Origin of the sequence: Hyphobacterium sp. SN044 (genome assembly GCF_021864465.1) — a bacterium.
Lineage (GTDB): Bacteria > Pseudomonadota > Alphaproteobacteria > Caulobacterales > Maricaulaceae > Hyphobacterium.
Genome location: NZ_JAKKUV010000002.1, coordinates 41,306 through 66,711 on the forward strand (window position 1 = coordinate 41,306; position 25,406 = coordinate 66,711).

At 64.9% G+C, this 25,406-nt stretch carries 23 protein-coding genes; 8 read left to right on the forward strand and 15 right to left on the reverse strand.

Translation table 11 applies throughout. The features are described from left to right. Window positions 1-36: 36 nt before the first annotated feature. The 3 genes from L5876_RS03100 to L5876_RS03110 form a co-directional block, all read right to left on the reverse strand. Window positions 37-1,188, reverse strand: a complete 1,152-nt coding sequence (locus L5876_RS03100; protein WP_236954622.1) for a GNAT family N-acetyltransferase — start codon at window positions 1,186-1,188, stop codon at window positions 37-39. A gap of 9 nt (window positions 1,189-1,197) precedes the next feature. Beyond that, the gene (locus L5876_RS03105) at window positions 1,198-4,569 is read right to left on the reverse strand and encodes a S8 family serine peptidase (protein WP_236954623.1); all 3,372 of its coding nucleotides are present in this window, start codon (window positions 4,567-4,569) and stop codon (window positions 1,198-1,200) included. A gap of 114 nt (window positions 4,570-4,683) precedes the next feature. After that, the gene (locus L5876_RS03110) at window positions 4,684-5,148 is read right to left on the reverse strand and encodes a RidA family protein (protein ID WP_236954624.1); all 465 of its coding nucleotides are present in this window, start codon (window positions 5,146-5,148) and stop codon (window positions 4,684-4,686) included. A gap of 123 nt (window positions 5,149-5,271) precedes the next feature. On the opposite strand from L5876_RS03110, the gene L5876_RS03115 reads away from it, so the two are divergent. Together L5876_RS03115 and L5876_RS03120 are read left to right on the forward strand one after the other, a co-directional pair. Next, a complete protein-coding gene (locus L5876_RS03115) occupies window positions 5,272-6,132 on the forward strand; it encodes a serine aminopeptidase domain-containing protein (RefSeq protein ID WP_236954625.1) in 861 nt (286 codons plus the stop codon). 77 nt (window positions 6,133-6,209) lie between these two features. Beyond that, window positions 6,210-6,779 carry a hypothetical protein gene (locus L5876_RS03120; protein WP_236954626.1) on the forward strand — a complete coding sequence of 190 codons (570 nt, stop codon included), beginning with the start codon at window positions 6,210-6,212 and terminating at the stop codon, window positions 6,777-6,779. On the opposite strand, the gene L5876_RS03125 is transcribed toward L5876_RS03120, so the two are convergent. Together L5876_RS03125 and L5876_RS03130 are read right to left on the reverse strand one after the other, a co-directional pair. Continuing rightward, window positions 6,780-8,069 (reverse strand): DNA polymerase IV, encoded by a 1,290-nt coding sequence (locus tag L5876_RS03125; protein ID WP_236954627.1) that lies wholly within the window; start codon window positions 8,067-8,069, stop codon window positions 6,780-6,782. Further along, window positions 8,054-8,929, reverse strand: a complete 876-nt coding sequence (locus L5876_RS03130) for an ROK family protein (RefSeq protein ID WP_236954628.1) — start codon at window positions 8,927-8,929, stop codon at window positions 8,054-8,056. Before L5876_RS03130 ends, L5876_RS03125 begins: the two co-directional genes overlap by 16 nt. A gap of 185 nt (window positions 8,930-9,114) precedes the next feature. Between L5876_RS03130 and L5876_RS03135 the strand changes: the two genes are divergently transcribed. Together L5876_RS03135 and L5876_RS03140 are read left to right on the forward strand one after the other, a co-directional pair. Beyond that, window positions 9,115-9,480, forward strand: coding sequence for a response regulator (locus tag L5876_RS03135; RefSeq protein ID WP_236955031.1), 366 nt, complete (start codon window positions 9,115-9,117; stop codon window positions 9,478-9,480). A 12-nt stretch (window positions 9,481-9,492) separates the two neighbouring features. Then, window positions 9,493-10,860 (forward strand): PleD family two-component system response regulator, encoded by a 1,368-nt coding sequence (locus tag L5876_RS03140; RefSeq protein ID WP_236954629.1) that lies wholly within the window; start codon window positions 9,493-9,495, stop codon window positions 10,858-10,860. A 40-nt stretch (window positions 10,861-10,900) separates the two neighbouring features. Here L5876_RS03140 and rpmG read toward each other — a convergent pair whose 3' ends face one another. The 5 genes from rpmG to topA all read right to left on the reverse strand — a co-directional run bounded on the left by rpmG (window position 10,901) and on the right by topA (window position 18,022). Beyond that, a complete protein-coding gene (gene rpmG, locus L5876_RS03145) occupies window positions 10,901-11,068 on the reverse strand; it encodes a 50S ribosomal protein L33 (protein WP_039718003.1) in 168 nt (55 codons plus the stop codon). Between the two features lie 84 nt (window positions 11,069-11,152). Continuing rightward, window positions 11,153-12,331, reverse strand: a complete 1,179-nt coding sequence (locus L5876_RS03150; protein WP_236954630.1) for an MFS transporter — start codon at window positions 12,329-12,331, stop codon at window positions 11,153-11,155. 130 nt (window positions 12,332-12,461) lie between these two features. Then, window positions 12,462-13,118, reverse strand: coding sequence for an NUDIX domain-containing protein (locus tag L5876_RS03155; protein WP_236954631.1), 657 nt, complete (start codon window positions 13,116-13,118; stop codon window positions 12,462-12,464). After that, window positions 13,115-15,418, reverse strand: a complete 2,304-nt coding sequence (gene rnr / locus L5876_RS03160) for a ribonuclease R (protein WP_236954632.1) — start codon at window positions 15,416-15,418, stop codon at window positions 13,115-13,117. Before rnr ends, L5876_RS03155 begins: the two co-directional genes overlap by 4 nt. A 9-nt stretch (window positions 15,419-15,427) precedes the next feature. After that, window positions 15,428-18,022 (reverse strand): type I DNA topoisomerase, encoded by a 2,595-nt coding sequence (gene topA, locus L5876_RS03165; protein ID WP_236954633.1) that lies wholly within the window; start codon window positions 18,020-18,022, stop codon window positions 15,428-15,430. Between the two features lie 151 nt (window positions 18,023-18,173). Between topA and L5876_RS03170 the strand changes: the two genes are divergently transcribed. Continuing rightward, a complete protein-coding gene (locus L5876_RS03170; protein WP_236954634.1) occupies window positions 18,174-18,362 on the forward strand; it encodes a hypothetical protein in 189 nt (62 codons plus the stop codon). Here the strand turns inward: L5876_RS03170 and dprA are convergent. The 5 genes from dprA to L5876_RS03195 all read right to left on the reverse strand — a co-directional run bounded on the left by dprA (window position 18,359) and on the right by L5876_RS03195 (window position 22,901). Then, window positions 18,359-19,456, reverse strand: a complete 1,098-nt coding sequence (dprA, locus tag L5876_RS03175; RefSeq protein ID WP_236954635.1) for a DNA-processing protein DprA — start codon at window positions 19,454-19,456, stop codon at window positions 18,359-18,361. The genes L5876_RS03170 and dprA overlap by 4 nt on opposite strands. Beyond that, on the reverse strand, window positions 19,453-20,058 hold the full coding sequence (gene plsY / locus L5876_RS03180) for a glycerol-3-phosphate 1-O-acyltransferase PlsY (protein WP_236954636.1): 606 nt from the start codon (window positions 20,056-20,058) through the stop codon (window positions 19,453-19,455). Before plsY ends, dprA begins: the two co-directional genes overlap by 4 nt. Before the next feature lie 63 nt (window positions 20,059-20,121). Next, window positions 20,122-20,637, reverse strand: a complete 516-nt coding sequence (locus L5876_RS03185) for a hypothetical protein (protein ID WP_236954637.1) — start codon at window positions 20,635-20,637, stop codon at window positions 20,122-20,124. Window positions 20,638-20,652: 15 nt separating this feature from the next. Next, the gene (locus tag L5876_RS03190) at window positions 20,653-21,936 is read right to left on the reverse strand and encodes an amidohydrolase family protein (RefSeq protein ID WP_236954638.1); all 1,284 of its coding nucleotides are present in this window, start codon (window positions 21,934-21,936) and stop codon (window positions 20,653-20,655) included. Beyond that, window positions 21,933-22,901: an aspartate carbamoyltransferase catalytic subunit gene (locus L5876_RS03195; RefSeq protein ID WP_236954639.1), complete on the reverse strand. Its 969-nt coding sequence runs from the start codon at window positions 22,899-22,901 to the stop codon at window positions 21,933-21,935. The genes L5876_RS03190 and L5876_RS03195 overlap by 4 nt, the downstream gene beginning before the upstream one ends. A gap of 85 nt (window positions 22,902-22,986) precedes the next feature. Here L5876_RS03195 and L5876_RS03200 point away from each other — a divergent pair, with 85 nt between their 5' ends. The 3 genes from L5876_RS03200 (at window position 22,987) to L5876_RS03210 (ending at window position 25,405) form a co-directional block, all read left to right on the forward strand. Further along, window positions 22,987-23,499, forward strand: coding sequence for a GNAT family N-acetyltransferase (locus tag L5876_RS03200; protein WP_236954640.1), 513 nt, complete (start codon window positions 22,987-22,989; stop codon window positions 23,497-23,499). Then, window positions 23,499-24,428, forward strand: a complete 930-nt coding sequence (locus L5876_RS03205) for an MBL fold metallo-hydrolase (protein WP_236954641.1) — start codon at window positions 23,499-23,501, stop codon at window positions 24,426-24,428. Before L5876_RS03200 ends, L5876_RS03205 begins: the two co-directional genes overlap by 1 nt. A gap of 98 nt (window positions 24,429-24,526) precedes the next feature. After that, the gene (locus L5876_RS03210; protein ID WP_236954642.1) at window positions 24,527-25,405 is read left to right on the forward strand and encodes an RHS repeat-associated core domain-containing protein; all 879 of its coding nucleotides are present in this window, start codon (window positions 24,527-24,529) and stop codon (window positions 25,403-25,405) included. Window position 25,406 lies beyond the last annotated feature (1 nt).

Below are 25,406 nucleotides of genomic sequence, written 5' to 3' on the forward strand. Positions count from 1 at the left end.
GAGCGTAGCCGTGCCGGGCGGCAACTCAAGCGGGACTCAGGCGTCCGCCTTGAACGGGCTTTCCGCGTCGATCGCGGCGATCTCGTACTCCAGCGCTTCGCGCTCGCGCACGAGATAGTCGGCCACGGCCGCACGGAAGCCCGGATCGGCGATGAAGTGGGCGGAATGGACCGCCCTCGGGCGGAAGCCGCGCGCCAGCTTGTGTTCGCCCTGCGCGCCGGATTCCATGCGCGACAGGCCCCGCTCGATCGCGAATTCGATGCCCTGATGGTAGCAGAGCTCGAAGTGCAGGGCCGGGCGATCCTCGAGCCTGCCCCAGTAGCGGCCGTAGAGCGCATCGGATCCGACGAAGTTCAGGGCTGCGGCGATATAGCGCCCGTCGTGCTTCGCCATCACCATCAGTATCTCGTCCGACAGGCGCTGATGGATCAGGTCGAAGAATACGCGGTTGAGGTAGGGTGAGCCCCATTTCCGGCTGCCGGTTTCCTGATAACAGTCGAAGAAAACGTCCCAGTGCGCCGGGGAGAGATCCGAACCCGACAGGCGCTCTATCGCGATCCCGTCCTGCGCCTCGCGGCGTTCCTTCTTCAGTGCCTTGCGTTTGCGCGAGGAGAGGTCGGCCAGAAAGTCGTCATAGGTCCGGTAGCCGCGGTTTTCCCAGATGAATTGCCGGTCGGTGCGCGCCAGCAGGCCGGCCCCGTTCAGGGCTTCGCGGTCGGCCGTCGACGGGAAGTTCACATGCCAGGACGAGACGCCCCACTGCGCGGCCAGCTGGCGCGCGCCGTCGATCAGCGCGCGGCGCACGTCGGCGTCCGGCGAGAGCAGGCGGCGCCCGGTGACCGGGGTGAACGGGATGGCCGTCAGAAGCTTCGGGTAGTATCGCCCGCCCGCGCGCTCATAGGCGTCGGCCCAGGCATGATCGAACACGTATTCGCCCATGGAATGCGTCTTGGCGTAAAGCGGCATCACGCCGAGCAGGCGTCCGCCCTCGCCTTCCGCGAGAAGGTGGCGGGGCAGCCATCCGGTGTTATCGCCAACGCTGCCGGACGCCTCGAGCGCTTCGAGGAACGCCCAGCTCAGAAAGGGGTCACGCTCCGCGCCCGGCGGGTTTGCCAGCGCGTCCCACGCGTGCGGGTCAACACCAGACAGGCCCGGCACGGCTTTGATCGTCAGGGAGGTCACGGACATGTCAATGTCTTAGCGCTCGGAAGCGGACGGCGGACCCCCTTCTACCCGCGTCGCAACCGAAGTCCGGCCGAACCGATTGCCGGCCTGAAAGCCTTCGTTGAATTCGATCCAGATCCGATAGGTCGCGGGATCGAAAGGCTGCGCATAATCGCGAGTCCTCAGAAAGACGGTGAACGTCTTGACTTCGTTCTCGCCGAAAGAAGTCGTCAGCGAAGCCCCTCGAGCGGTCACGCACTGCCCCGAATTGTCGGTTTCGCAAACCTGTAGCAATTCGAGACCGTTATGTACGCCGCCAATCTGCACGTCGACATTGTCGTTCGCTTCTCCGATGTTCACCGCTGCGACCGCGAAGGCGCGTGTTCCCGTCGGAATGAGATTGACGACGCCGTCCCCGGACTGTGTTTGCGCAATCGAAATGATGTCGGCGGCCGGTTCACGGTAGGCGGCGATGATCAGGTCTTCGATCGGGTCCGGCGGTTCGACGGGAACGACATTGTCGCAATGGAAAGAAAACGAGGGTTCGACAGTGGTTTCGATCGACGGCGTAACGGCAAGAACCAAAGTTTGAGCGGCGCCGGGAGCAAGGTCGAAGGTCGCATCCTCACTGCCGATTGCGCGGTTCGAGGCATCTGTCAAACGGTATGAGAAATCATAGGAGACACCTTCACCGTTTGCTATCACCCGGCAGTTGCGGGCCGTTTCACCGAAGCGGGCGGGATTGATAACGGTCATGAAGACCGTTGCAGTTTGTCCCAGTGTTACGCGCCTGACGGTCGGCAGCACAGCGGCACGAAGGTGGTGACCGTCATCGCGTGGCGCACCGTAGGTAAAACGCCAATACCAATTGGTGTCCTCCCGCCCGACGCGGATCCAGTAGGTATGCCCTTCGGTGACGGCGAATTGCAGATTCCGGCTTGCGCTGTCGTCTTCTCCATTGGCCGGTGCCGAAGTCATTTCCAGTTGGGCGACGGCTTCGAGCATTGACCAGTCATCCGTTGGTGCGTGGTCGTCCGCACCGTCTGTTCGTTCGAACACGGCGAAGGTGGTGATGCGGTTATTGTCAGCGATCCGGTCAGCGAGGGATGCTGTTCCTGTGTAAGGCGGCGTCCAAACAAACCAATGCCGCGCAGCATGGCTTTGACCGAGAGACGGTTCGCCCGGGAGCGGTTCGACCGCATTGCTGCCGAAACGCTGTACGCTGCCTGCCCCGCCATTGAGCCGGATCGCTTCCCATGGCGCACTTCCACTCAGATTGTCGTTTCCCGAGGCTCGGATTCGTATTTCTGCGCCGTCAGAAACAGGGTCGGCAAGGGCGATGTAAACCGTTTGCCCGGCTCGGGCTTGGAACGGGAAATCCCGAATCCTTCCGGTTCCCACTGGCCCCGTATCGAGGCGGCGTGCGGCAAGATTGTCCGGTCCACCTGAGTACACGCCCGATGACGCGGCGCTCGTCTCGACAACATAGGTCCGAGTTTCAGGTGGTGTAAAAGCAAACCAAATCGAATTGGTTGCCGCGTCCGGATGCGTCTCTCCAGCCTCGACTGTGGCGAGCGCCAAGTTCACGTTCGCGTAGGCGCTTCGCAGACCGAGCGGTGCAGCATTCGCGAAATTATCGTTCGGCGGTCGGAACTCAACGAAAAGGTCGCGTACGATCGACCTTTGCGGCGTCTCGAAGACGAGCACCGCTGCATAGCGGCCTTCGGCCAGCACCCGCGCGGGGCTAACGAAAATGCTGACGGAGGCGCCGGGTTCGACCGCGCCCGACAATCGTTCAAACTGGCCATCTGCGGCAGCACCGGGCGGGGCAAGCGAAAAATCGAGCCAGGGAATGGATGAGTGAACCGACCAGTTCTGTACGGTCGAGCCGGTGTTCGTCAGAACATACTGGGCGTAATCGTTTGCAGAACGCGCAGACACCGTGTTCGCGCCGTCGGGGCTGACCCTTAACTGGGTCTCCGGCTCATTCCCGTTGGATAGCGCGGCAATCGCGAGGTCGAGGCGCAAGGACGGAACCGGCGGGCGCGCATCATCCCAGATGACAGGAATGCCTGCCGTCGACATGGCGTCCAGGATATCGTCGGGGCCCACTCCGGGAAAAAGGGACGCGGCCACTGCAAATCCGCCGGCCACATGAGGCGCGGCCATTGATGTGCCAGACTGGGTCGAGACGGGAGGCAAGGTGCCGGAATGTCCGGCGGCCGAGACGTCCTGACCGGGCGCTGCGAGATCGGTCAGTTCAGAGACGTTTGCAAAGCCTGCGATCCGTGCCGAACCGTTGGTGGCGGTCACCGACACGGTGTCCGATATACAGGCGGGACTCGACATCTGCCCCTCGACGCCATCATTCCCGGCCGCAACGACGGTGGTGATATGGGCCGTCTTGAGTTGGCTGATTATGCCGGTTCGCGGATCGCTGTTGCAGGATCCGGTTCGGGGCGCACCCCCCAGACTCATGTTGATCACGTCGACGCCGAGCGCTTCACGGTTGGCGTATATCCATTCCAGTGCGGCGATCTGGTCCGAGACGTAGGACACCGTGCAGCGGGTTCCGACCGGACAATCGTTCGGCACCAGACGCATTTCCGAGAATACCTGAACCGCAACGATGTTCGCTCCTGGCGCTACACCGGAATAAGGGTAGTTGCCTCCTGGTACTCCGGCAGCAATGCTCGCGACATGCGTGCCGTGAAAGCAGGCGTCGAGCGGGTTGTCATCGAAGCAATAGTTCGCGGCGCGAGGAGAATTTGTATCTACCGCCGCTCCGCCAATACAGGATGACACGGTTCCATCGCCTGCGACCTGGCTCGAAAAGCAAGCCGAGCTGGTGATGCGGCCTGCGAACGCCGGATGGTCGTAATCGATACCGGTGTCGAGGATCGCAATCGTCGCTCCGGCGCCATCTATACCGCCTGAATGTAGCACGTTCGCGCCGATTTCGGCGATCGAGGCATCAAGGGTTACGCGATCCCATTCATCCGTCTCGATCCGCACCACTCCCGGATCGGCGGCGAGTGCAGCGATCTCTTCGCGCGTCAGATACATCGCCGCAGCGGGCGTGTAGTCGAAAGCGCGGTGAAGACGGGCTTCGGTCGCGTTGCCATCGGCGAGTTCAGCGGCGGACGCGGAAAAGACCCGGGAGAAGACGGCTTCTCGATGCTCCGTGATGGCGGCCCTCAGCGCGGCGTCGGCGGCTTCACGGCCGGGCGTGTCGGCGGCCAGCGGTGTATGGCTGAACGTTACGATCACACGCGCGCGTTCGCCCGCCGCGAGTTGTGCTTCGGTCCGGTTCTCGAATTCCAGCTGAGCTTGCCGGGCCATGGCAGGCGAAGCGGCCGCCAGTGACAGACACACCGTCAGAACTGCCGTAGCAAAACGCTTCATTCCTGCATTCCCCCGGACACAACCGAAGGGAGCATGCCTCAAGGCCGCGCAATTGCGAAGCCAAATCCCTCACTTGACAGGAATTTGAGCGATGCCGACGTCAGCCGGGATGGTTTACGACCGCACCTCGATCACCGCATCGATCTCGACGGCGGCGCCAAGCGGCAGCACGGGGCAGGACACGGCCGAGCGGGCGTGGCGGCCGGCATCGCCAAAGGCCGCGACCATCAGGTCGGAGCAGCCATTGATGACTTTCGGGATGTCGGTGAAATCCGGCGCGGCGCAGACAAAGCCGCCGAGCTTCACCACGCGCACGACCCGCGACAGGTCGCCGCCGCAGGCGGATTTGAACTGGGCGATCAGATTGATGGCGCACAGTTTCGCGGCGGCCTGACCGGCTTCGATGTCCATGTCGGCGCCGAGCCGCCCCTTCACGAGGCCGTCAGGCCCCATCGAGATCTGACCCGAAATGAAGACCTGATTGCCGCTGCGCACCCAGGGGACGTAGTTCGCGACCGGAGCGACCGGCTCGGGCAGGGTGATGCCCAGTTCGGACAGTCGGCGTTCGGCGTCGGACATGGTGGGTGCCTCCTTCGGATATGAAACCGGAATAGGCGCAGAGTCCGGTCCGGCGCAAGCGGCTTGACTTGACGCGCGCGTCATCCGGCACAGTGGCCCCTGTTCTTCCCCGGACCGTGCGCCATGACTGGTATCAAAAGCGAAACCCTGACGATCGAGGCGCTCGACGGCTACGCGCTGTCGGCGCTCAGCGTCGTTCCGGAGCAGCCCAAGGCCGCCGTGTTGATTTCTTCCGGCACCGGCTTCCCGAAGGAGTTCTATCGCCGCTTCGCGGAGTCCGGGGCGGCACGCGGCTATGCCTGCCTGATTTACGATTACCGCGGCATCGGCGGGTCTGCGCCGAAGCAGATGCGCGGGTTCGACGCGTCGATGCTGACATGGGGAAAGCGCGACATGCCGGCGGCCATCAATGCGGCGGCGGCGCTGGCGCCCGGCAAACCGCTCTTTACGGCGGGGCACAGCGTCGGCGGACATCTGATCGGCTTTTGCCCGAACAGCGACCGCGCCCGCGCCCATGCCTTCATCAATGTCGGCTCGGGATATTGGGGCCAGCACAAGCCGCATTACCGGCCGCAAGTCCTGTTCTTCTGGCTGGTCTATGGCCCGGCCTGTCTGGCCGCGCTGGGGCATATTCCGGCAGGCGGGCCATGGGGCGGGACGGCCTTGCCCAGGCGCGTATTCACGCAGTGGCGGCGCTGGTGCTTCAATCCGCGCTATTATGGCGGCGAGCTCGATCAGTTGCTGCCCAACTGGTTCGACCGCGTGCGCGAGCCGATCCGGTCCTGGGGAATGACGGACGATCCGATCGCGACGAAGGCGGCGTCTGCGACGATCCTCAATCTCTACGGGAACGCGCCCTCGGACGAGGTCTGGCTGAGCCCCGCCGATCTGGGGCAGACGGCCGTCGGGCATCAGGGCTTGTTCACGCGCAAGGGCGAATCCTTCTGGCCTCAGCCCTTCGACTGGTTCGACACTCATCTCTGAGCGACGCGCCAGTCCGGTACTTGATTGCGCTGCTTCCCCGATTCCATCATACGGTCCGGGATCGGGCGGGGGATGGCATGCGAATTCTGACAGGACTGTTTCTGGCAATGGCCTGGACCGGCATTTCGTCCGCACAGGACGCCAGCTGTGCCTACGATGCCGCGGCCTTCGAGGCCCAGAACTACGAGACATTCAATACCACCGCCGAAGGCTGGCAGGCGCTGGCGGTCAACGACTGCTATCTCGAGGCGGCCGATGCGATCTCCGCCTGGCACCGTGCGCATGGTTCGGACCTGACCCCCGAGCAATTGCGCGCGCTGACCTGGAATGCCGGGCTGATGCGCGGGGCGGGCGGGGACTATCAATCCGCGACCTTCCTGTTCCGTCAGACCTTTCCCGAGCGCGGCGAGGCAGCGGCCGGCCACTATTACACGCATGCGATGATCGCGTTTCTGGAGCGCGACCGGGACGGTCTGCAGCGGATCCGCGATGCGCTGGCCAGCATGCCGGAGCCCGAGGGCGGCGCGCCGGACGGGGCCGAGTGGCCGCCCAATCTGCAATCGGTCGACAATCTCGTGACCTGTTTCGACAGCCCGTTCGGATGGGCGATCGTGGGCTATTGCGGCGACGAATCTGAAGCCGGGTAATCAGTCGCGCTTGCGGTCCGGCAGGCCGCGGCCCTTCATGATCGCGCTTCCACCAAACTTTGCCCGCGCCGCGTCCATGGCCCGTTCCGCGGCCGCACGCTTGGTCGCGCCGGGGTCGAGCAGATCGGCCGCATCGCCGCCGGCGGTTTCAAGGTCGGATATACCAATCCCGATCAGGCGGTAGCGCGTGCCGCTTGCCTCCTTCGCCAGCAGTTCGCGGCCGACCCGGAACAGCGTGTCGGCCAGCTGGGTCGGGGCATTCAGCGTGCGACGGCGCGTGATCGACTTGAACTCTGCAGTCTTGAGCTTCAGCGTCACCACGCTTCCCGATGTCGCCTTGGCCTTGGCGGTATCGGCGACCTTCACGCAGAGCGTCCAGAGCTGCTTCTCCAGCGCTGTCAGGTCCGCGATGTCGGTGTTGAAAGTGGTCTCTGACGAGATGCTTTTCCGCTCGCGATCGGGGCGGACCTTGCGGTTGTCCTCGCCTCGGGCGAGCCGGGCAAGGTGCAGGCCGGATTCGCCATAGCGCGCCGCCATGGTGCGATCGTCTATGCGCCGGATCTGCGACAGGGTGCGCAGCCCGTCGCGCTCCAGGCGTGAGGCGAAGGCCGGGCCGACGCCATAGACGCTGCCGACCGGGCGCGAGGCCAGGAAGTCGAGCGTCTCGGCCTTGCCGATCACGGCGAAGCCATCCGGCTTGTCGAGGTCGGACGCGGTCTTGGCGAGAAACTTGTTGTGCGACAGGCCGACGGAGACGGTGATGCCGACCTCCTGCCGGATCCGGCGCTGCAACCGGAGCAGGCTGAGCGCGGGCGGCGCGCCGTGTAGGCGCTCGGTACCGGTGAGGTCGAGGAAGGCCTCGTCGATGGACAGCGGTTCCACCATCGGGGTCAGGTCGCGCATCATGTCCTGGATGCGGCGGCCTTCGGCGGCGTAGACGCTGCCGCGCGGCTTCAGGACCACTGCGTCGGGGCAAAGCCGCAGCGCCTGGAACATCGGCATGGCCGACTTCACGCCGTAGAGGCGCGCGACATAGCAGGCCGTGGCCACGACCCCCCGCTGGCGGCCGCCGATGATGACCGGCTTGTCTTCAAGGCTCGGGTCGTCGCGCTTTTCGATCGCGGCATAGAAGGCGTCGCAGTCGATATGCGCGATCGTCAGCGTGTTCAGTTCCGCATGGCGCTTGAGTCGGTGCGAACCGCAGGCCGGGCAGGTCTTGCGCGGTTCCGGCGGCAAGGGCGACAGGCAGGCGCGGCAATAGCCCGGCGGGGCGGTCAGTTCGCTGGCCATAACCACGCCGCTCCCCTGACGCCGCTTGAATCGCCATGCGCGTGGCGGCGCACCCGCGTCGAGACCTGGTCGTTGAAAACTTGAGCGGGCAGGGCGGCCTCGACCGCTTCGGCCAGGCCCGGCGTGTTCGAGACGCCACCGCCGAGCACGATGACCTCCGGATCGACGATGTTCACGACGTGGGCGAGGGCGCGGGCCAGCCGCGATACGTACCGGTCGAATTCCTTCCGATGCGCCAGAATTTCTGACGGGGTCATTGTCTCCCCCGTTCTTCGGTAGCGGTCGGCGGCGATTCCGGGCCCGGACAGCCAGGTCTCGATGCAGCCGGCCTTTCCACACCAGCATTCGGGGCCCGGATATTCGTCAGGCTCCGGCCACGGCAGGGGGTTGTGCCCCCATTCCCCGCCAATGCCTTGCGCGCCCGCAAGCAGTTTTCCGTCGATCACCAGCCCGCCACCGACCCCGGTGCCGAGGATGACGCCGAAGACGCTGGATGCGCCGGCTCCGGCCCCGTCGATCGCTTCGGACAGCGCGAAACAGTTGGCGTCGTTGGACAGGCGGACCTCGCAACCGAGGGCGTGTTCGAGATCGGCCTTCAGCGGCCGGCCATTGAGCCAGGTCGAGTTCGCCCCGCGAATCAGACCCGAATCAGGATTGGCGGAGCCCGGGTGTCCCACGCCCACCCCCGGAGAAATTGCAGTTTCAGCGCGAAGGTTGCGAACGATTGAGGCAATGGCGTTCACCATGTCCGGATAGCCGGACGGGGTCGGAATCCTTTGCCGGGACTGGATGTTTCCGTCCGGATCCATCGTCACGGCTTCGATTTTCGTGCCGCCAAGATCAATCCCGATTCGGATCATGCTTTTGCCACCGGACGCCTTATGCTTAACATCGGCGTTCTTATCTTGTTCCGGAAGGGGAGAAAAGCGCGAGGCCGACTCATTCTTTGTTTAGGAAGATCGGCTTGAATGTCACTCGGGGTGTCATAAGGCGCATAAGAACCGCGCCGCCATCGCGAAGGACGTTTCAGCGCATGCTTCAGGTCATGTCGAAGAAAGTTCTCATCGTCGAGGACAACGAGCTGAACATGAAGCTGTTTCATGATCTGCTCGAAGCGCATGGCTATGAGGTCGCGGGGACGCGCGATGGCCTGAAGGCGCTTGAGATGGCGCGCGAACACCGGCCCGATCTGATCCTGATGGATATCCAGCTGCCGGAAGTGTCCGGCCTGGAAGTCACGAAATGGATCAAGGAAGACGACGAGCTCTCCGAAATTCCCGTGGTCGCGGTCACCGCCTTCGCCATGAAGGGCGACGAGGACCGGATCCGCGCGGGCGGGTGCGAGGCCTATCTCTCCAAGCCGATCACGGTCTCGACCTTCATCGAAACCGTTCAGAAATTCCTCAGATAGGGGGCGGGCGAAATGAGCGCGCGCATCCTTGTCGTTGACGATCAGGAGCCGAATGTCCGGCTGCTGGAAGCCAAGCTGAAGGCCGAGTATTTCGAAGTCATCACGGCGACCTCGGGCGCAAAGGCGATCGAGGCGGCGCGCCGGGACCAACCCGACGTCATACTGCTCGACATCATGATGCCGGAGATGGACGGGTTCGAAGCCTGCCGCCGACTGAAGGCCGATGCGACGACCCGGCATATTCCGGTCGTCATGGTCACCGCACTCGACCAGCGCGAAGACCGCGTGGCGGGGCTGGAATGCGGCGCCGATGATTTCCTGACCAAGCCGGTCGACGACGTGACGCTGTTCGCGCGCGTCCGGTCGCTTTTGCGCCTGAAAGTCGTGCTCGACGAGCTTCGCGTCCGCGAAGTGAATGCGCCAGCCGATTTCCTTGTGGGCGAGGCCGAAAATCCGGCGGGCAACTGGGTGCTCGTCGTGGCGGGCGATGCTCGCGCGGGAGAGCATCTGCGCACCAAGCTGCCGTCCAGCGTTCAGTCGAAAGTCGTGACTGATCCGGCCCTGGCGAGCCGTGTGGCCGTCAGCGGCATCGACCTGATGCTGATCGACCTGACAACGAGCCAGTTCGACGGGCTGCGCCTATGCGCGCGGGTTCGTTCCGAGGCCGCGACGCGGCATGTGCCGATCGTCGCCGTGGTCAGCCCCGACGATATCGAGCGCAGCGTTCGGGCCCTCGATCTCGGCGTGAATGACATCATTCACCGCCCGGTCGATTCCGGAGAGCTGAACGCCCGCGTGGCGACACAGCTGCGCCGCAAGAATTACGCGGACCGGCTGCGCACACGGCTCGACGAAAGCCTTGAAATGGCGATCACCGATCCGCTGACGGGGCTGCACAACCGCCGTTATTTCGCATCGCGGCTGCAGCAGATGGTCGAATCGCGCGCCCATGGCGGCGCGCCATGTTCGGTGCTGATCTCGGACCTTGATCACTTCAAGCGGATCAATGACACGCACGGTCATGCCGGCGGCGATGCCATCCTGACGCAGTTTTCCGATCGCCTGCGCGGCGGGCTTCGGGCGATGGACATTGCCGCGCGCTATGGCGGCGAAGAATTCGTGATCGCCATGCCGGATACGGATCTTCAGCAGGCGATCATCGCCGCGGAACGGCTGCGCAAAGCGGTCGCGAAGGACTGTTTCCGGCTGCCGGAAGGCGAAGTCGCCAAATCCGTCACGGTGTCGGTCGGCGTTGCGGAAGTCTTCCCCGGAGAATCGCCGGAATCGGTGATGAAGCGGGCCGACATCGCGCTCTACCGGGCGAAGGCCGAGGGGCGGAATCGCACAGTGGCCGCCAAGCGCGAGAGCCGGGCGGCCTGAAAAGGCGACAGAAAGACGGCGCGGTTAGCCGCGCCGATCCTTACTTGATCTTGGCTTCTTTGAACTCGACGTGCTTCTTCGCGACCGGGTCGTACTTCTTCAGCACGAGCTTCTCGGTCATCGTGCGGGCATTCTTCTTCGTCACGTAGAAATAGCCCGTACCGGCGGTCGAGTTGAGGCGGATCTTGATGGTCGTCGGTTTGGCCATGACGAAATCACCCGAATAAGCTTTGTACGCAGGGCAATGCCGCCCGGCGCGGAGCGGCGGAACATACGCATGGGCACGAGGTTGTCAACCGGTCCGGCGCTGCACGATGCGGATGGTCAGCACCGCAATGAAGAGCAGTGCGAAACCGGACAGGACAAGCAGCACGCCTTGCGGATCGATCATGTCCATCGCCGCACCGGCTACGGGCGGTCCGGCGAAGGAACCAACGCCGTAGGCCATGACGAAGGCGGCGTTGGCCGCGGCAATGGCCCCGCCGGTAAAGCGGTCGCCAATCATGGCGAGGCCGAGCGTGTAGAGCGTCGTGGCCAGGCCGACATAGACGAACATCACGGCATAGAGCGCGAACGCTGTGCTTCCCGCCATCCAGACAAAGGCCGGGCCGATCAGGCAGACGAGCGCGATAGCCGTCACGACGGGGCGCTTCCCCACCGTGTCGGCAAGGCGTCCGACGGGCACCTGCATCAGGATGCCGCCGACCGCACCGCAGGCCATGATGATGCCGATGGCGGCTTCGGCGAGGCCGATGCGGACGCCATACACCGGCATCAGCGAGAAGAAGATCGTCTCGGTCGCACCAAAGAGCAGCCCCGCCCCCACGGCCGTGGGGGCGATGGCGGCGGCTTTCAGCATCGCAAGCGCGCTGGCATCTCGAGGCGAGGGCGGCTCGATCTCTGGGCCGCGCAGCACCATCACAGGGATGGTGCCAAGCGAGAACAGCAGCGTGCCGGCGATCCAGGGCGCCCACCCTTGGGAACCGAGGATGGACAAGAGCAGTCCGCCGAGCCCGAAGCCGCAGGCCAGCGCAGTCGCATACATTGCCAAAATCGTGGCGCGCCGGGCCGGGGTCGCGATCTGGTTGATCCAGGTTTCCGAAGCGACAAAGACGATGGTGATTGCGATGCCCATCGCGAAGCGCAGAACGAACCACGCCGTCACGTCCGGGATCAGCCGGAAGAGGGGCAGACAGGCGGCCGCGAACAGCAGGCTCAGAACGATCAGCGGACGCCCGGGCAGGCGCGACAGCATCCGCGGAACGAAGGGCGTGGCGACGATGGTCGAAAGCGCGGCAGCGGCCCCGTTGAGGCCGACGAGCGCGCCGGATCCGGTCATCATTTCCAGATTGATGCCGATCACCGGCATCAACAGCGTGAAACCGCAGCCTGACAAAGTCGCGCAGACGATCGCTGCCGCTAGGGAACGGTTGCGCGCAAAATCGGGAGACAGGAGCAGGCGGGCGATCATGGCCGCGCTATAGCGGGCCTGGACGCGGATGTCCTGTGATTTTCACCCCACCCTTGCCCTCCCCTCAAGGGGAGGGAATGGCTTCGGCGATTCTTCACCCTCCCACCGCGGGGGTGGGATGAGGTGGGGGTCATAACGGATCGATGCGGACCTTGCGCGCCAGTTCGCGGATGTGGCGCGGCTGCGCCTTCGCGTCCTTCAGTTGGCGGTCGAGCTCGTTCAACACGAAGCGCGTGACATGGGGCAGGGGCAGGTCGCCGGTCTTTTCGAACGGGACCCAGAGAATGTCTTCCAGCTCCGGATCGGTGATCTCCACGCGTTCCTCCCGCAGGGCGGAGGCGTCGGCATGGAAAAACCAGGCATCGAAGCGGCGCACGCGTCCCGGCGGAGTGATCGCGCGCGCGATCAATCTGAGCGTCGACAGGTCCGGGGCGACGCCGTGCCGGCGGAAGGGCGACCAGGCCGCATGGCGGCTGCGGATCTCGGCAGGAGCGGCGAGCAGATAGCCGGTTTCCTCCGCGGTCTCCCGAACGCTTGCGACTGCCACGGCGCGCGCCCGGTTTTCCGGCATTGCCTTTGTCATGCAGCCCATGACCGGCTGCGGCAGATCCCCCGCCAGTGGCGCGTAGGCGTCCGCGCGGTCGGCTCGGCCCCCGGGAAACACGTATCGGTCGGGCATGAAGGCGTGCTTTGCGGACCGGCGGCCCATCAGGATTTCGACACTGCTGCCCGCCGGTCGGGTAAGGATCAGCGATCCGGCGAGTTTCGGACGCAGCGGCGGGTTCACCGGCGCTTGCCCTTCTTCACCTTGCCGACCTTCTTTCCGCCCTTGTGGCCGCCGGGTCGGCCTTTTGGTCCTCCGCGGCCTCGATGGCCGCCGGGACGGCCGCGTCCGCGCCCATGGCGCGGCGGCTTTCCGTCTTCGGGCGGGGTCGTCAGTTCAAGCAGAAGGCCGCCGGTGATCGGCGCGGCTTCGAGGATGCGAACCTTCACCGGCATGCCGAGCCGGTAGGTGTCGCCGGACCGTTCGCCGATCAGGGCATGGGCCGCTTCGTCGTGATAATAGCGTTCATTGCCGAGCTGGCTGATCGGGACCAGGCCGTCGGCCCCGGTCTCGTCCAGCCGGATGAAGGCGCCGAACCGCGTGACGCCGGTAATCCGGCCGGGGAATTCGCTGCCGACATGCTCCGACATGTAAAGCGCGACATAGCGGTCGACGGCATCGCGTTCGGCGGCCATGGCGCGGCGTTCCGCGGCAGTGATGTCTTCCGCGATGGCTTCGAGCTGGCTCGCCTCGGCATCTGTCTGGCCGTCCTTGCCGAACTTGCCGGCGCGGATCAGCGCGCGGTGCACCGTCAGGTCGGCATAGCGCCGGATCGGCGAGGTGAAGTGCGCGTAGCGGCGGAGGTTGAGGCCGAAATGGCCCTGATTATCGGGCGAATAGACCGCCTGCGACTGGGTGCGGAGAACAACCTCGTTGATGGTCGCATAATGCGGCGTGTCCTTGGCGCGTTCCAGCAGGCGGTTAAAGCGTTCGGTGCGCACCGTCTCGCCCTGCGCCCAATTCATGTCGAGCGTGTCGAGAAAGTCCGCAAGCGCCTGAAGTTTTTCGGCGCTCGGGGGTTCGTGGACGCGGTAGATCAGCGACAGCTTCGCCTGCTCCAGCGTCTCCGCGGCGCAGACATTCGCCTGGATCATGCATTCCTCGATCAGCCGGTGGGCGTCGAACCGTTCTCGGGTCTCGACGCCGATCACCTTGCCGTCCTCGCCGACGCGGACCTTGCGTTCGGGGGAGTCGATCTCCAGCGGCTGGCGCTGATCGCGCGCCGTCTTCATCGCGGCGTAGGCGCCCCAGAGCGGTTTCAGGACCGGTTCGAGCAGCGGGCCGGTCTTGTCGTCGGGGTGACCGTCGATGGCCGTCTGCACCTGAGTGTAGCTGAGCTTGGCCGCCGAACGCATCCAGCCGCGCAGAAAGCGGTGGCCCCGCTTGTGACCGCTCTTGTCGAACACCATGCGGACGGCCATGCAGGGCCGGTCCTCGTTTTCGCGCAGTGAGCAAAGATCGTTCGACAGGCGTTCGGGCAACATCGGCACGACGCGGTCCGGCAGGTAGACCGAATTGCCGCGCTTCAGGGCGCCGCGATCAAGGGCCGAGCCCGGCGTGACATAGGCGGCGACGTCGGCAATGGCGACGATGACGACCCAGCCGCCCTTGTTACCGGGATCCTCGTCCGGCGCGGCCCAGACGGCATCGTCATGGTCCTTGGCGTCGTCGGGGTCGATCGTGACAAGCGGCATGGCGCGGAGATCTTCGCGATTGCCCTGGCTGGCAGGCTTTACGTCCTGCGCCTGGCGGAATTCCTCTTCGCCGAAGTCGGTGGGAATGCCGTGGGAGTGCAGGGCGATAATGCTGCCGGCGCCGGGCGAATCCGCGCTGCCGATCACCTCGATGATATGCGCCGGTTTCGGGCCGCCGCGCCGTTCTGCGCGCGCAATGCGGCAGAGGACGAGATCGCCGTCCTTGGCCTTCTCCGCTTCGCCCTTCATCGGGACGAGATCGTCTTTCGACCGCCGGTCAACCGGCTTCAGCGCGGGCCGGCCTTTGCCCTTCCGAAGGACGCAAAGGATGGTGTGGGCGCTCTGGCCCAGTTTGCGGATGAGGCGGGCTTCCCAGCCGCCTTCATCGTCCCTTGCGAGACGGACGAGGGCGCGGTCGCCAATGCCAAGCGCCGGGCCGCCGCGCCCGCCAGCGCCCTCTCCGGGTGCCAGGCGGATCCGTGCGGCCGGTGCGCCGGGCTTGGTCAGGCGCGCGAGCAGTTCGCCATCGGTATCGCGGTCGTGGATTTCCACCACGGCGACTTCGGGCAAGGTGTCGGACAGGGCCCAACCCTTGCGGCCTTCGCGGTGGATCGCCTTCTCGTCCTCGAGAATGCGCAGGGCGGTCTTCAGGAAGGCTTTCTGATCGGCGTCGAGCTTCAGAGCCTGCGCCAGATCGCGCTTGCTGGCGCGGCCCTGTCCAAGGCGGATGGCCTCGAGCAGGGCGTCGCGGGTAAAGCCGGTTTCCTTCGGATCAAAGTCCGTTGACAAGTTCTGTCTCTAGCCTTTTGCCTTTGCTGCGGTTTTCTTCTTGGCCGCAGGCTTCTTCTTCGTGCCGGAGGCGGACTTTTTGGCGGGGGTCTTTGCGGTCTTCCGCGCCCCCTTCTTGCCGCCCTTGGCAGCACGTTCCTGGATCAGTTCGAGCGCCTTTTCGAGCGTCACGTCTTCCGGAGCGAGCCCCTTGGGCAGGGTGGCGTTGACCTTCTTCCACTTCACATAGGGACCATAACGGCCCTTCATGACGCGGACATGGTCGCCGTCATGCTCGCCAAGTTCCTTGAGCGGCTCCGACGTAGCGCCCCGCCCGCCACCCGCTTTCTTTTCGGCGATCAGCGTGACGGCGCGGTTCAAGCCGATGTCGAATACTTCTTCGATATCAGAGACATTCGCGTATGTTCTTCCATGCCGCACAAAGGGACCGTAGCGGCCGAGACCGGCTTCGATCATCTCCCCGTCCTCGGGGTGCGGACCGACTTCGCGCGGCAGCGAGAGCAGTTTGATCGCCCGTTCGAGATTGATCGTGTCCTTGGCCCAGCCCTTCGGCAGGGAGGAGCGTTTCGGCTTTTCCTCACCGGCGACGGCCATCTCCAGATAGGGGCCGAAACGGCCATCCTTCAGATAGATGGTCTCGCCCGATGCGGGCTCCTCGCCGAGCGCGCCGTCGCCCTCGGCGGCGGGGGCCTCGTCGGTCGCGCCAAGCGGACGCGTGAACTTGCAGTCGGGATAATTCGAGCAGCCGACGAAGGCGCCGAACTTGCCGAGGCGGATCGACAGCGTGCCCTTCTTGCAGGACGGGCATTCGCGCGGATCGGAGCCGTCCTCGCGTTCCGGATAGATGTGCGGGGCAAGTGCCGTGTTCAGCGCTTCGAGCACATCGCCGATCCGGAGATCGCCAATGTCGTTCACCGAGGCAGAAAACTGGGTCCAGAAATCCCTCAGCAGCTGCTTCCAGTCGAGGTCGCCGGCGGACACCTTGTCGAGCTGGTTCTCGAGATCCGCGGTGAAGTCGTATTCGACATAGCGCGCGAAGAAATTCTCGAGGAAAGCGGTGACGACGCGGCCCTTGTCCTCCGGGATGAAGCGGTTCTTGTCCATGCGGACATAGTCGCGTTCGCGCAGAACGGTCAGGACGGAGGCATAGGTCGACGGGCGGCCGATGCCGAGCTCTTCCATCTTCTTGACCAGCGATGCCTCTGTGTAGCGCGGGGGCGGCTGGGTGAAGTGCTGATCGGCATAGGTCTTCTTCACGTCCGCCGGCGCGCCTTCATCGACCTTCGGCAGGCGGGTATCGTTCTCGTCTTCCTCGTCGTCCCGGCCTTCGGTGTAGAGGGTCAGGAAGCCGTCGAAGAGCAGGACCGAACCGGTCGCGCGCATGGCGAGCGTGCCGTCGGCATTCTCCATGTCGATCGTGGTGCGTTCGAAGCGCGCGCTCTCCATCTGGCTGGCGACGGCGCGCTTCCAGATCAGCGCGTAGAGCTTCGCCTCGTCGCCATCGAGATGCAGGTTTTCCGGCAGGCGCGAAAAGCTGGTCGGACGGATGGCTTCGTGGGCTTCCTGCGCATTCTTCTGTTTGGAGGCATAAACGCGCGGACTGGACGGCAGGTAGAGCGCGCCGTGACGGTCGCCGATCACATGGCGGGCTTCGCTGATCGCCTCGCCGACCATGGAGACGCCGTCGGTCCGCATATAGGTGATCAGGCCGACCGTTTCGCCGCCGAGATTGACGCCTTCATAGAGTTTCTGCGCGGTGCGCATTGTGCGCTGCGCGTTGAAGCCCAGCTTGCGCGCGGCTTCCTGCTGCAGCGTCGAGGTGGTGAAGGGCGGGGCCGGGTGGCGCTTCGCCGGCTTGGCCTCGACCGAAGCGATGGTGAAGCTTGCGGCCTCGATCGCGGCGACGGCGGATTTCGCCATGGCGCGGTCGCCGATCGACATCTTGTCGATCTTCTTGCCCTCGAACTTTGTCAGGCGGGCGCGAAAGGAGGCAGACTTGCCCGACGCCATGTCGGCCTCGACCGTCCAGTATTCCTCCGGACGGAATTTCTCGATCTCGAGTTCCCGGTCGCAGACGAGGCGCAGCGCGACGGACTGCACGCGGCCGGCCGATCGAGCGCCCGGCAGCTTGCGCCAGAGCACCGGCGACAGCGTGAATCCGACGAGATAGTCGAGGGCGCGGCGCGCCAGGTAGGCCTCGACCAGTTCCATGTCGATGGCGCGCGGATGGCGCATCGCTTCGGTGATCGCGGTCTTGGTGATCGCATTGAAGGCGACGCGTTCGACCGCGACACCTTTGAGGACTTTGCGCTTGGTCAACGCTTCCAGAAGGTGCCAGGAAATGGCTTCGCCTTCGCGGTCCGGGTCGGTCGCGAGGATCAGCCTGTCGGCCCCCTTCACGGCGTCGGCGATCGCCTTGATCCGCTTGGCGGAGGCCGGTTCGACCTCCCATTCCATTGCGAAATCGTCGTCGGGACGGACCGAGCCGTCTTTCGGTGGCAAATCGCGGACATGGCCGAAGCTGGCGAGGACTTCGAAGTCCTTGCCGAGATATTTGTTGATGGTCTTGGCCTTGGCCGGGGATTCGACGACGACGACGTTCATTCTGATTCCGTTGTGGAAAGCGGCTTCTGCCGGTCGGGCAGCGGCGCGGGAACGTGGGGGAGGGTCAGGCGGGTGTCAACGGGCGGCACAACTTGCAAAGCGAAATTTCATCATGCACTAATACTCGCACAGGTAGATTCCGGGGGCGGGCATGCAATCGACTGGTGAAGAGGGTCGCGCGATTCTCGCGACGGAGGCGGCTGACTTTACCGCTGAATTGTTGGCGGACCTTGCCGAGATCGCGCAGACTGCGGGACTCATTCAGTCCGCCGCCGTCATTGCCGCTGCCATTCACGTGGTCAGGCTTGAGGCGACGGCGGGTAATCCTCATCGCAATTAGGCGGACCTGACCTGGCCGCCCGGCGCGATTTCCGCCCGGCCGGCCAGTTCCAGTTCGACAAGCGCCGCCATGACCAGCCCGACCGGGCAGCTGGCTGCTCGGGCCAGTTCGTCCACGCTGACAGGCGAGGGCGACAACAGGTCCGCAACGCGCTCCCGCACGGCGTCGATATCGTTGTCATCCGGCGCCTCGCCATCGGGCGATGGTGGTGACCAGCCTTCTCCCTCTTCCTCGGCGGCGCGGCGCTTCAGCTGGCCGATGATGTCCAGCACGTCGTCCGCGCTTTCGATCAGGGCGGCGCCCTCCCGGATCAGCTTGTTGGTGCCTTTGGCGCGAGGATCGAGCGGCGAACCGGGCGTCGCCATGACCTCGCGGTTCTGTTCGGCGGCCAGTCTCGCGGTAATCAGAGACCCGGATTTCAGCGCCGCCTCGACCACGACGGTGCCGAGCGACAGGCCGGAAATGATCCGGTTGCGGCGCGGGAAATCGCGGGCGGTCGGCGACAGGCCGAAACGCGATTCCGTGACCAGACAGCCGCGCCTGGCGATCTCGGCCTGAAGCTCCCGGTGTTCCGGCGGGTAGATGTGGTTGATGCCCCCGGCCAGCACGGCGACCGTTGCGGTCTCCAGCGATCCGGTGTGGGCGGCTCCGTCGATTCCGCGCGCCAGGCCGGACACGACCGTGACGCCCTGCGCGCCGAGGCCTTGCGCCAGTTCCCGCGCGAACTTCATCCCGATCGCGGAGGCATTGCGCGAGCCGACGATGGCGCAGGAGGGCCGGTCGAAGCCAAGGGGGCCCATCAGCGTCAGGACCGGGGGTGGCGGGTCGAGTTCGAGGAGGAGCGGGGGATAGTCCGGGTCAGAAGCGATCGCGATGCGGGCGCCAAAGTCCTCCGTCGCCGCGATCTCGCTTTCGGCCTCCTCGCGGGAGGGAATGCGCGGGGCCTGCGCGCGTCCGGCCTTGCGAGCGAGACCGGGCAGGGCGTCGAGCGCGGCCTCGGCTTCGCCAAACCGTTCGATCAGCTTGAAGAAGGTGACGGGACCAACCCCGTCGGTGCGGGCAAGCCGCAGCCAGGCGGTGCGGTTTGCGCTCACGCCTTGGCACCGCCGATCTTCGGCTCGCTGCCGTCAAGCAGGCGGGCGATGTTGGCGCGGTGACGCCAGTAGATGATGACGGCGAGGAAGAGGCAGAGGATCGCCACGTCACCGCGTCCGAAGGCGTAGGCGATGATTGGTGACGCTGCTGCGGCGACCAGCGCGCTGAGCGAGGAAATCCGCATCATCAGCGCCATGCCGATCCAGGTCAGCGCTGCGAGCAGGCCGACCGGCCAGGCGACGGCGAGAATGGTGCCGTAGAAGGTCGCGACCCCCTTGCCGCCCTTGAATCCCAGCCAGACCGGGAAGCAATGCCCGAAAAAGGCAGCGCCGCCCGCGACCAGTCCCGCTTCGGTGCCGATCAGCCAGGTGAAGATCAGCGCCGCGACGCCTGCCTTGCCGGCATCGAGAACAAGGGTCGCAAGGGCGAGATCCTTGCGGCCCGTGCGCAGGACATTGGTCGCGCCGATATTGCCCGAGCCGATGGCGCGAATGTCGCCCAGGCCCGCGAGCTTCGTGATGACGAGGCCGAAAGGGATGGAGCCAAGAAGATAGCCGCCGCCCGCGGCCATCAGCATTGCTGCCAGCGTCCAGATCGACATGCCTTCCTCACTTTCGACTATGGGTTGTAATGTTGAACGATTGTTCCGTCGAGGCAAACCAGATTAATGCGGGTCGCCGTCATACAAACACCAGAGAAATTCTGCGCCGACATTGGTTCCACCTCGGATCCGATAGGGGTGAATGTCGACGATTTTTTCGATCGAATAGCCCTCAGGCAAATTCAGAAACTGGGACGCATTGCCGGTCGTGCAGTCCAGAATCCGCCCGTCTTCAAACTCGAGGGCAAAGCCGTTTCCGCCCATCCCGATTTCCGAAATGACCTGTTTGTTCAAGCATGACACGGGCATCGCATTGGGCGACGGGTGGAAATCCTCAACCGACCGGATGTCGATCTCGGATTTGCCGCGATCGTCACGCGGCCATACGCCCCAGATCGCGAAGAAGTCGTCCGCGTTTCCGACAAGGACGTTGGGATAGTTGTGACCGTCGCGTCCGACCGCGCTGATGGCCCACGGACGAAAGCGTCCAACTGATGGGCGCGGGAGCGAATTCAGAATGGCCTGTTGCCGGAATGACAGGCGCGCATAGCGTGGGCGTTCTGATTGAAATCCAGCCATCACTCGCCGCCGCACCTACTCCGAATGGATCATCGCCCCGGCGACGAAAGTCTTCAAGACCCGGCCCTGGAAGCGGCGGCCTTCTAGCGCGGCATTGCGCCGGGCGGAGAGGCCGTCGGCGGCGCGGTAGACCCAGGGCGCATCGCCGTCGATCAGGACGAGGTCGGCGGGGGCGCCTTCCTCCATCCGGCCTTGCGGCAGGCCGATCAGGTCGGCGGGGCCTGAGGTGACGACGCGCAGCGCGTCGATCAGGTCCAGCTGGCTGTCATGGACAAGCGAGAGGAGGGCGGCGAGCAGGGTTTCGACCCCGGTCGAGCCCGCAGCAGCCTCCGGCCAGGGCTCGGATTTGGCTTCGACCGAAAGCGGTCGGTGGTCTGATACGACCGCATCGACCAGGCCTTCGGTGATGGCGCGGACCAGCGCTTCGCGGTCGGCTTCGAAACGCAGCGGCGGGACGAGGCGCATGCTGGCGTCAAACCCGCCGGCATCGACCTCGTTGAGCAGGAGGCTGTTCACCGAAGCGGTCGCACCGATCTCCAGCCCCTTGCGCTTGGCGCGGGTGAGCGCGTCGAGACCCGCTTCGGTCGAGATCCGGTCGATCAGGACACGCCCGCCGGTCAGCTCGCCGAGGGCGGCGAGGCGTTCGATCGCCATGCGTTCTGCCACGGCCGGTTCGGCGGGAATGCCGTTGCGCGCCGCCCATTCGCCTTCCGTCGCGGCGGCGCCCGCGGACAGGCAGGCATCGGCCGGTCGTACGGCCACCCAGGCTTCGAAATGGCTGGCATAGGACAAGAGGCTGCGCAGGACGCGCGTATCGGCGATCGGCGCGTCGCCATTCGAGACGAAAAGCGCGCCGGCGTCGTGCATCAGGCCGATCTCGGACATGGTCTCGCCCGCGAGGCTGCGCGTCGCGCCGCCCGCCACCGGCATGCGCACGCGCATGGGGCGGGTCTCGTGGCTGAGCGCACGGACGGTTTCCGGCGTGTCGAAGGGCGTTGCGGCATGCGGGCCGAGCACAAGCGTGCCGATTCCGCCTGCCGCCGCAGCGGCCGACAGGCTGGCAATGGTCTCTCCGCCGGGCGTGAAAGGCGGCTCGATCCCGGCGCGCAGATCGATCAGCGCCGGGGCGAGGATCGCGCCGTGGGCGTCGATCACCTCGACATCCTCAAGATTGATGCCGCGCACGCCGGGGCCGAATTCGACGATGTGGTGGTCCTCGACGAGGACGCCGCCGGCTTCGTCCATCCCGCTGGCCGGGTCGACGAGGCGCGCATTGACGATGGCAAATCGCTGGCTCATCGGCGGCGCTCCGTGTTGCGGCGCGTCTGTTCGCCGAGCATTTCCAGAACCGCCATGCGGACGGCCACACCGGCCTCGACCTGATCCAGGATCAGGCTGACTTCCTCGTCATCGGCCAGTGCGCCGTCGATCTCGACCCCGCGATTCATCGGGCCGGGATGCAGGACGAGCGCGCCGGGCTGGGCGGCCTCCATGCGGCGATGGGTCAGGCCGTAGAAGCGGAAATATTCGCGCTCCGACGGGATATAGCCGCCGGACATGCGTTCCTTCTGCAGGCGCAGCGTCATCACCGCGTCGCAGCCCTCGATCGCGTCGTCGAGATCGTGGAAGACGTCCACGCCCCACCGGTCGGCGTCGGCCGGCAGCAGGGTCGGGGGCGCGCACAGGCGGATCTGCGCGCCCAGCAGGCTGAGAAGCAGGACGTTCGAGCGCGCCACCCGCGAATGCAGGATGTCACCGACGATCAGGATGCGCCGCCCGCCGACATCGCCGAGGCGTTCGGTGAGCGCGAAGGCGTCCAGCAGGGCCTGCGTCGGGTGTTCGCGGGTGCCGTCTCCGGCATTGATCACCGACAGGCCGGTTTCCCGGGCGATGAAGTCCGGCGCGCCGGAGGCCTTGTGACGGACGACCAGCAGGTCCGGGTTCATCGCGGCGAGGGTGCGCGCGGTGTCGGCCAGCGTCTCGCCCTTGGCGGTCGAGGAGGCCGAGACCGAGAAATTCACGACATCGGCGCCGAGCCGCTTGCCCGCGAGTTCGAAGCTCGCCTGGGTGCGGGTCGAGTTCTCGAAGAAGAGGTTGATCTGGGTCAGACCCTTCAGGGGGTCATGCTTCTTGTCCGGCGTGCGGTTCACGCCGTGCCAGTGGCTGGCGCGCTCCAGCAGCATCTGCACGTCGAGCGGATTGAGGTCCGCGATCGACAGAAGCGATCTGTGGGGGAAGTCGTAGTGAAAGTCCGCGCGGCCCATGGACGCCCTCTCGCGATTTTTGGCGGTATACGGTTTGACCGGGACTCGGGCAAGATGGCCAGACGTCAGGCCTGTGGAGAGCGCCATGATCCGGATACGCGCGATGCGGGAGGAGGATGCCGATTCCGTCCTCGCCATTTACGGCGAAGGCATCGCCACCGGGCACGCCACATTCGAGACCGAAACTCCCAGTTGGGAAAAATTTGACGCCTCGCGTCTCGAAAAGCCGCGTCTCGTTTCGCTGGATGCGCGTGACCGGGTGACGGGTTGGGCGGTGATGAGCGGCGTGTCATCCCGCTGCGTCTATGCCGGGGTGGGGGAGAGCGCCGTCTACGTCGCCGAAGCCGCGCGCGGGCAGGGTGTTGGGCATGCGTTGCTGACCGCATTCCTGCTCGCGGCGGAGCAGGCTGGCTTCTGGTCGGTGCAGGCGGGCATCTTCCCGGAGAATACTGGTTCGATCCGCCTCCATGAATCCTGTGGTTTCCGGCCGGTCGGGACCTTTATCCGCCAGGGCAAGATGAATCATGGTCCGATGACCGGCGAATGGCGCGACGTGTTCTACATGCAGTGGCGCAGCCGGCGCGTGGGAGTGGATTGATGATCGCGGAACTTCTGGCCCTCACGCTGCAGGCGTCCTGCCAAATCGAACTCGTCGTGCTCGGCGTCGGGCAGGATGGCGGAGCACCGCAGCTGGGGCGCAATGACGACCCGGCGTGGGAGGATCCATCGCTGGCGATGCGGACGGTCTCGCTGGGCGTGGTGCATCACGAGACGGGTGAGCGCTTCCTGTTCGAGGCGACGCCGGACCTGCGCGAACAGCTGCACGACCTCGACACGGTGGCGGGCACGACCGGGCCGCACGCGCCGGACGGTATCTTCCTGACCCACGCCCATATCGGCCACTACACGGGGCTGATGTTCCTCGGCCATGAGTCGATGGGGGCTCAGGGCGCGCCGGTCTATGCGCTGGAGCGGATGGCGGACTTCCTGCGTTCGAATGGCCCGTGGAGTCAGCTGGTCGCGTACGGGAATATCGATCTCGTCACCATCCCGGAGGAGGACGCCTTCGGCATCGCGCCGCGCCTGATGGTCCAGGCCTTCACCGTGCCGCACCGGCAGGAATTCTCCGAAGTCGCCGGCTACCGCATCATGGGGCCGCAGCGCAGCGTGCTGTTCATCCCGGATATCGACAGCTGGGAGGAATGGGACCCGGAGGGCGGGCAGATCGAGCAGATGATCGCCAGCGTCGACCGGGCCTATTTCGATGCCACCTTCTTCGATGACGGCGAAATCCCGGGCCGCGACATGAGCGGCTTCCCGCATCCCTTCATCCGCCATTCCATGGCGCGCTTCGCGGACCTGCCGGACGAAGAGCGGGCGAAAATCCGCTTCATCCATTTCAACCACACCAATCCGGTGCGGTTTCCCGGCAGTCCGGAACGCGCGATTGTCGAGGCGGCGGGCTATGGCGTGGCGGAACGCGGGGAACGGTTTTGTCTGTCGGGAGCGACTTTGCGACAGCCATGAATGGCAAGAATGCTGACTGAACGCCCTATTCCGGCAATCCCTGTGCCACCAGCGGGTATGAGTATTACCATGCCGACCGGCTGGGGAATGTCATCGCCATGGTCAATGCCTCGGGCACGATCACAGCTCAATATGTCTACGAGCCCTATGGCGTGGAGGAGCCGTGGAACACCTCATCCAACCCCTATCGCTATACGGGCCGCCGACTGGAACCCGAATGGGGGATCTTCCACTACCGGGCGCGCTATTACGACCCCGCGCTCGGACGCTTCCTCGAAACCGACCCGGTCCTCTATGCCGACCAGATGAACCTCTATGCTTATGTCGGGAGCAATCCTCTGAACATGACCGATCCGACAGGGCAGCAATCTGTCGGATGTGAAGTCTGTTCTGCAAGTCTCGCTCGAGATGGGCTCAATGAGGAGCAAATCGAAGTCGTTCAAGGAATGTATTCCACGCTGTCGATAGAGGGGACGCATGCAGCTCTTGACGTTGTAGGTATGACCGAGCCGTTTGGGGCAGTTGCGGATGTAGCTAACGCCGCCCTCTATCTTGCCGAGGGGGATTTCGAGAACGCTTCTATTTCAGGTGCGGCGCTAATACCTGCTGTCGGGTCGGCGGCCACCGCAGGTCGATTAGCTTTAAACGGAGCCGATGCGGCTAGGACTACGCTTCGGGTTGGAGATCATGCCGGTGAGTCAATACCGGCTCGAGGGTCTGGGCGGAATTTCTCATCGCAGGAACGGGCTGAAATTGACCGAATTGGCCGAGATAGCGGATGTCATACGTGCGGCGCTACAGACCCAGGCACAACATCAGGGCACCACATTCTCGATCATCAACCGGTCTCTTCTTTGAACGACTCAGGATCCGCTCAGCGTTTGTATCCACACAGCTTAAACTGTAGTCGGCGACAAGGCGGAGAAGCAACCGCTGAGTTGGCGCGTCGGCGCCGCGAACCTGAAGGCGGGGAGTAAT

Bases quoted from the DNA above. Each gene is read 5' to 3' on its own strand.
- L5876_RS03100 (WP_236954622.1), bottom strand. From the start codon at position 1,188: ATGTCCGTGACCTCCCTGACGATCAAAGCCGTGCCGGGCCTGTCTGGT.
- L5876_RS03105 (WP_236954623.1), bottom strand. From the start codon at position 4,569: ATGAAGCGTTTTGCTACGGCAGTTCTGACGGTGTGTCTGTCACTGGCG.
- L5876_RS03110 (WP_236954624.1), bottom strand. From the start codon at position 5,148: ATGTCCGACGCCGAACGCCGACTGTCCGAACTGGGCATCACCCTGCCC.
- L5876_RS03115 (WP_236954625.1), top strand. From the start codon at position 5,272: ATGACTGGTATCAAAAGCGAAACCCTGACGATCGAGGCGCTCGACGGC.
- L5876_RS03120 (WP_236954626.1), top strand. From the start codon at position 6,210: ATGCGAATTCTGACAGGACTGTTTCTGGCAATGGCCTGGACCGGCATT.
- L5876_RS03125 (WP_236954627.1), bottom strand. From the start codon at position 8,069: ATGGCCAGCGAACTGACCGCCCCGCCGGGCTATTGCCGCGCCTGCCTG.
- L5876_RS03130 (WP_236954628.1), bottom strand. From the start codon at position 8,929: ATGATCCGAATCGGGATTGATCTTGGCGGCACGAAAATCGAAGCCGTG.
- L5876_RS03135 (WP_236955031.1), top strand. From the start codon at position 9,115: ATGTCGAAGAAAGTTCTCATCGTCGAGGACAACGAGCTGAACATGAAG.
- L5876_RS03140 (WP_236954629.1), top strand. From the start codon at position 9,493: ATGAGCGCGCGCATCCTTGTCGTTGACGATCAGGAGCCGAATGTCCGG.
- rpmG (WP_039718003.1), bottom strand. From the start codon at position 11,068: ATGGCCAAACCGACGACCATCAAGATCCGCCTCAACTCGACCGCCGGT.
- L5876_RS03150 (WP_236954630.1), bottom strand. From the start codon at position 12,331: ATGATCGCCCGCCTGCTCCTGTCTCCCGATTTTGCGCGCAACCGTTCC.
- topA (WP_236954633.1), bottom strand. From the start codon at position 18,022: ATGAACGTCGTCGTCGTCGAATCCCCGGCCAAGGCCAAGACCATCAAC.
- L5876_RS03170 (WP_236954634.1), top strand. From the start codon at position 18,174: ATGCAATCGACTGGTGAAGAGGGTCGCGCGATTCTCGCGACGGAGGCG.
- plsY (WP_236954636.1), bottom strand. From the start codon at position 20,058: ATGTCGATCTGGACGCTGGCAGCAATGCTGATGGCCGCGGGCGGCGGC.
- L5876_RS03185 (WP_236954637.1), bottom strand. From the start codon at position 20,637: ATGGCTGGATTTCAATCAGAACGCCCACGCTATGCGCGCCTGTCATTC.
- L5876_RS03190 (WP_236954638.1), bottom strand. From the start codon at position 21,936: ATGAGCCAGCGATTTGCCATCGTCAATGCGCGCCTCGTCGACCCGGCC.
- L5876_RS03195 (WP_236954639.1), bottom strand. From the start codon at position 22,901: ATGGGCCGCGCGGACTTTCACTACGACTTCCCCCACAGATCGCTTCTG.
- L5876_RS03200 (WP_236954640.1), top strand. From the start codon at position 22,987: ATGATCCGGATACGCGCGATGCGGGAGGAGGATGCCGATTCCGTCCTC.
- L5876_RS03205 (WP_236954641.1), top strand. From the start codon at position 23,499: ATGATCGCGGAACTTCTGGCCCTCACGCTGCAGGCGTCCTGCCAAATC.
- L5876_RS03210 (WP_236954642.1), top strand. From the start codon at position 24,527: ATGGTCAATGCCTCGGGCACGATCACAGCTCAATATGTCTACGAGCCC.